This is a genomic window from Candidatus Anaplasma sp. TIGMIC, from assembly GCF_028204095.1.
Lineage (GTDB): Bacteria > Pseudomonadota > Alphaproteobacteria > Rickettsiales > Anaplasmataceae > Anaplasma.
The window spans coordinates 1-4,663 of the sequence record NZ_JAQLOH010000052.1 but is presented as its reverse complement, the minus strand read 5'-3'; the positions used below and the strand labels follow the sequence as shown (position 1 = coordinate 4,663).

At 43.1% G+C, this 4,663-nt stretch carries 4 protein-coding genes; 3 read left to right on the top strand and 1 reads right to left on the bottom strand.

The features are described 5' to 3' along the window. Nucleotides 1-164: 164 nt before the first annotated feature. The gene (locus PGW94_RS04390; RefSeq protein ID WP_410519533.1) at nt 165-566 is read right to left on the bottom strand and encodes a hypothetical protein; all 402 of its coding nucleotides are present in this window, start codon (nt 564-566) and stop codon (nt 165-167) included. A gap of 180 nt (nt 567-746) precedes the next feature. Here PGW94_RS04390 and PGW94_RS04385 point away from each other — a divergent pair, with 180 nt between their 5' ends. From PGW94_RS04385 to cutA, 3 genes are all read left to right on the top strand, one after another. Continuing rightward, entirely contained in the window at nt 747-1,403 is a 657-nt protein-coding gene (locus tag PGW94_RS04385) for an O-methyltransferase (protein ID WP_271759019.1), read from the top strand. 236 nt (nt 1,404-1,639) lie between these two features. Then, complete coding sequence (locus tag PGW94_RS04380) at nt 1,640-4,138, top strand: response regulator (RefSeq protein ID WP_271759018.1); 2,499 nt, start codon at nt 1,640-1,642, stop codon at nt 4,136-4,138. A gap of 38 nt (nt 4,139-4,176) precedes the next feature. Continuing rightward, entirely contained in the window at nt 4,177-4,515 is a 339-nt protein-coding gene (gene cutA, locus PGW94_RS04375) for a divalent-cation tolerance protein CutA (RefSeq protein WP_271759016.1), read from the top strand. Nucleotides 4,516-4,663 lie beyond the last annotated feature (148 nt).

The following is a 4,663-nucleotide window of genomic DNA, read 5'->3' as shown; positions in this document are numbered from 1 at the left end:
CTCATATGTAGGTGCTACTGCTATGTTGAATCCGCTCCGTTGTTTGAGGATTGTGAAAACGACACTCGCCGGCGAAAGGCGGAAACGGAGAAGGAAACCAATTCACAAGCACCCGTCGCGGAAAAAACTCAAACGAAAATATAAAAGCACCGAAAGGCACGCCTCTACGCGTACTCAGTCTCCTCAGCAGCAATATTGGTCTGAACGTCACCGTGTTGCTTATCCGTTGACAGCCCTCCCCTCTTTATTGGGCTCTGCGCAAAAGACCTAGTTCTCTCAAAACCCCTGCGCCGCTTATGCCACCCATAAGTGTGCATTACCATCTTGCTCTCAATAAGGGCTATAGTCCCGTCGGGGTACACCACCATGTCCATGCCATTTTTCTGTGCTTCAAGAAACTTCTCCCTGTACCGCTTCCTGTATTCAGGATCATGAAAGACAGAAGCCTCACCACCGCCCTCTCTAGACATCACTGCATCTCCACACTCTTCCCAGCTGCATTTTACGCCACATTGCCTACACCCAAAGCGCTCATATCCATACAGCAAAAGTAACCGCACGGACATAGCCGGCGAATAATATCACAAAATCTAGACTAACCAACAATATGTATGTCACTTATACCACATTTTTGATATACGTGACAATTTTATCACGTATAGTATCGTGTGGGGAATAATTCAACCTTGCAACAGGCGAGTAAAGATTGTAGGATCTCGGGCATCTTGGGATGAGGGAGCGTCATCATGCGCAGCACAATTCTGGATAAAAAAGAGGAATACCTAAACCGGTTGTTTGGAATCAGCAGTACAGACATGCTGTCAGTGCATGCATCAGCACCAGATGAGCTAAGAATGGCACAACAAGGCGTCGCGGAAGGGCGCATATTGCAGCTATTAACAAAAATGGCCAATGTAAAAACCGTAGTGGAAATAGGCACTTGTGTAGGGTTCTCTGCGATTTGTATAGCAAGAGCACTGCCCGCTGATGGGCATGTATATACAATCGAAAAACAGTATAGGAATGTGCTTGCAGCGCAGCAAAATATTATGGACTGCAAAGTTGGGGACAAAGTAACGGTTCTACATGGAGATGCGCTGGACAAGCTCAAAAGCATTGAGAACGTTGCTCCATTCGATATGGTATTCATTGACGCAAATAAGTCAGCGTACTGCGCCTACTTAGATTGGGCTAAGGTTAACCTAAAGAAAGGAGGCCTTATAGTTGCCGATAACGTTTTCCTGTTTAACACAGTTTTCGAAGACGTCCCCACGGGTAGGGTTTCCAGCAGTGCACACTCTTGCATGCGTGCGTTCAATGAAGAATTGTCCGACGAAGATAAGTATCTTTCGTCAATCTTACCAACAAGCGAGGGAATGTTAGTTTCCATAAAACTAACCTAAGGGGCCGCACCCGGAGTACTCTATCGCGTTACTGGTTGTCGTTACATTCACCTGAGTCATGCTTGAGATGCTTTCTGCTAAAGCATAAATCCCATAACTTCCCTATCGTCTGTTCTTCTTCGTTGTTCTACTGCGTGATTTGCAATATATACTTCTCTCTGTGTTCCTGAGCTGAAGAAATGGCGGGCAACTGAAATCTGCCTTTAGTGCGACAAAAACAAGACGGGAGATATGAGGTGGGAAAGAGGTATACAGACAGCGAGCAAAATCACAAAGTGGACTTTATGGTGCGTGATTATGGTATCACGAAGATAAAAGCCGCTATCATCGCTATATTGCCTATGCTCTGCATTTTCAGCATCTATTTGTTCGGGATAGATAATGGGTATGTTAGCATGGTGTTTAACTGCCTATTTACTAGTGCAACAGTTCTAGTTTTACTACAAAAACTTAGCAGATATCCGCGTATCATAGCTGCTATTGAATACCAAAACATGATTTTTGCAAATGCTCTGAACCACGACACAGAGTTTTGTCTGATACTAAACAGTGGCGGCCAGGTGGTATATTCCGATGCAAGGTTCAATACAAGGTTCCAGAACTTTCCACAGCAGGGGCCTTTGAATCTATACAGCGTGCTAAAACTTGGTAATCTAAGCGATGAAGAAATATCGCGTTTTTTGGATGCGCTGAAGCACAAGTCTCCTGTAAGAACTTACTGCTCTATAAGTAAGAAAAATACGGTGTCAAATTTTTCTCTGATACTGGACCCAATAGTTAACAATCCACAGATCGACATCAACACGGAAGCAACCTTCAGTTTGTTTCTTAATCCCCTATCAAGGCCCCAAGATTATTTCGTCTTGAAGGCCGTAAAGATTACAAAGGAGGGTGTGCATGAAAAACTGCTAAACCGACACAACGTTGGGTCTTATATCCTGAGTCAGGAAGGCGTAATTATTTCCGCAAATTCGAATTTTTTGAAGATCTTTGAGCTTGATACCTTAAAACGTCACACATCATTTGATAGCCTACTTAGTAAACATCAGTCAGACAGTAAAGAAGGTGAAGCGGTATTCGTGACATCTACTGGTACCATGTTTAGGGCGTACGTTACTCAGGAAGTTTTTCATGATAAAAACAACCATAGCTATATTTATGGACTGATTACTCCTAAAAAATTCAATCTTGCAGATTATCAACTAAATCCGTGCTTCGTCCACGCTCCAATCGCGATAGCTCAATGCAGTATGGATGGGAAGATTATTAAGCACAATAAGGCGTTCGCAGCTCTTACATATGACAAGCAGCATCAGGAGTATATATACGAGTACCTGACTTCTGTTTATAGCAAAAAGGTCAAAAAGTATCTTTTAAATGGCGTAATAAACAACATGTCCCTTGAAGGCCAGTTGTGTAACAAAACGTATGTTAAAATCTATATGAATAAGCTTATTCACAATAACACCGTATCAGTGATTTGTTACATAACAGACAGTGCAGATAGGAAAAGCCTGGAAACCCAGCTAGAGCAGTCACAAAAACTCCAGGCTATTGGGCAATTGGCCGGAGGTATTGCTCATGATTTTAACAATATTCTAACCGCAATTATTGGCTTTTGTGATTTGCTTCTTATTCAACACCCTGCAACCGATCCATCCTTCAGGGATATTATGCAAATCAAACAAAATGCCAATCGTGCAGCAAACTTAATACGACAACTAATGGCATTCTCGCGCAAGCAAACTCTTCAGCCGAAGATACTGGATATAAACAACATTGTTGCAGATTTATCCCAAATGATAAAACGACTCATCAGTGAGGACATTGAACTAAAAATATATTACCAAGAAAACATAGGGCTAGTTATGGTGGACCTGTGTCAGCTCGAACAGGTGATAGTGAATCTTGTGGTAAATGCAAAATCTGCAATGAGGTCCGGTGGCAGCTTGACTCTACGTACGTACAACTTCACAGTAGACGCGTCTAGTATGCCAAAAGGCATGTTTGCTCCTGACAAGGACCGTATTGAACACGGCGAGTATGTTGTCCTAGAAGTCATTGATACCGGTCATGGCATCGATAAGCATGTCATGAAGAAAATCTTCGATCCATTTTTTTCAACCCAGAGCGATTCCTACGGTACAGGGCTTGGACTATCCACTGTGTATGGAATTGTAAAACAAACGGGCGGATACATATACGTTAAAAGCCGGGTGGGTGAAGGAACTAAGTTCATGATACTATTGCCAAGAGTCTACGCTTCAGACACTCAAGCAGTAGAAAATCGTTCCATATCGGAAGATGATGATAAAACCGAAGGGGAGTTGGTAAAAGAGGATTTGTGTCCTCAAAATTCCGCAACAGTGCTCCTGATAGAAGACGAAGACCCTGTGAGGGCATTTACCTCGAAAGCTCTATCAAAAAGGGGCTTCAAGGTAATAGATACCAACTCGGGAAAAGAAGCTGTGAAGGCATCAATTGAAAACCGCATAGACGTTGTAGTAAGTGATGTAGTAATGCCTGGTGCAAGTGGGCCCGAAACAGTGGCGGAAATTTTGAAGATACAACCCCATGCAAAGATTATATTTGTATCTGGTTATGCGGAAGAAGTGTTTCATCAACAGCACAAGGGTATTAATTTTGATGAAATGCTTTTCCTGTCCAAGCCTTTCACTTTGAAGCAGCTGCTGCAAAAGGTTGATGATGCGTTGTCTTGCAAAAATCCAAAATAGGACCCAAAATTCGGTAAGTTGGCCCTATCGGTACTGCAATGAGCTGTGATCCATGTATCATATACGTGACTATGCCTGACCACGACACTGCATGCAAAATCAGTAGTGAATTGCTTAACCATCGCCTAATCTCATGCGCCAACACGTTCTCTAACGTAACCTCTATGTACTTGTGGAATGGCGAATTAAACACGGACACTGAGTGCGTAACCATAATGAAAACCCTGACGCATCTTTGTGAGCGCGCGATGCAGAAGATACAAGAACTCCATCCTTATGACGTGCCCGCAGTGTTTTCAATCCCCGTAAAGGACTGTAGCCAGGCGTTCCTAGACTGGATGAGCTCCTCTCTAGTAGATGAAACAAGATCATCATAACCAGAACTCTATATTCTAGTTTTCTGAATGGCCTGAATAGTAACACCACGTTCTCGAAGTGTAAAAATTTCGATTGAAAGCTCACGTGGATCAGTGGATCAGTGGATCAGTGGATCAGTGGATCAGTGGATCAGTGGATCAGTGGATC

Coding starts and splice junctions, on each gene's coding strand:
- PGW94_RS04390 (WP_410519533.1), bottom strand. CDS start 566: ATGTCCGTGCGGTTACTTTTGCTGTATGGATATGAGCGCTTTGGGTGT.
- PGW94_RS04385 (WP_271759019.1), top strand. CDS start 747: ATGCGCAGCACAATTCTGGATAAAAAAGAGGAATACCTAAACCGGTTG.
- cutA (WP_271759016.1), top strand. CDS start 4,177: ATGAGCTGTGATCCATGTATCATATACGTGACTATGCCTGACCACGAC.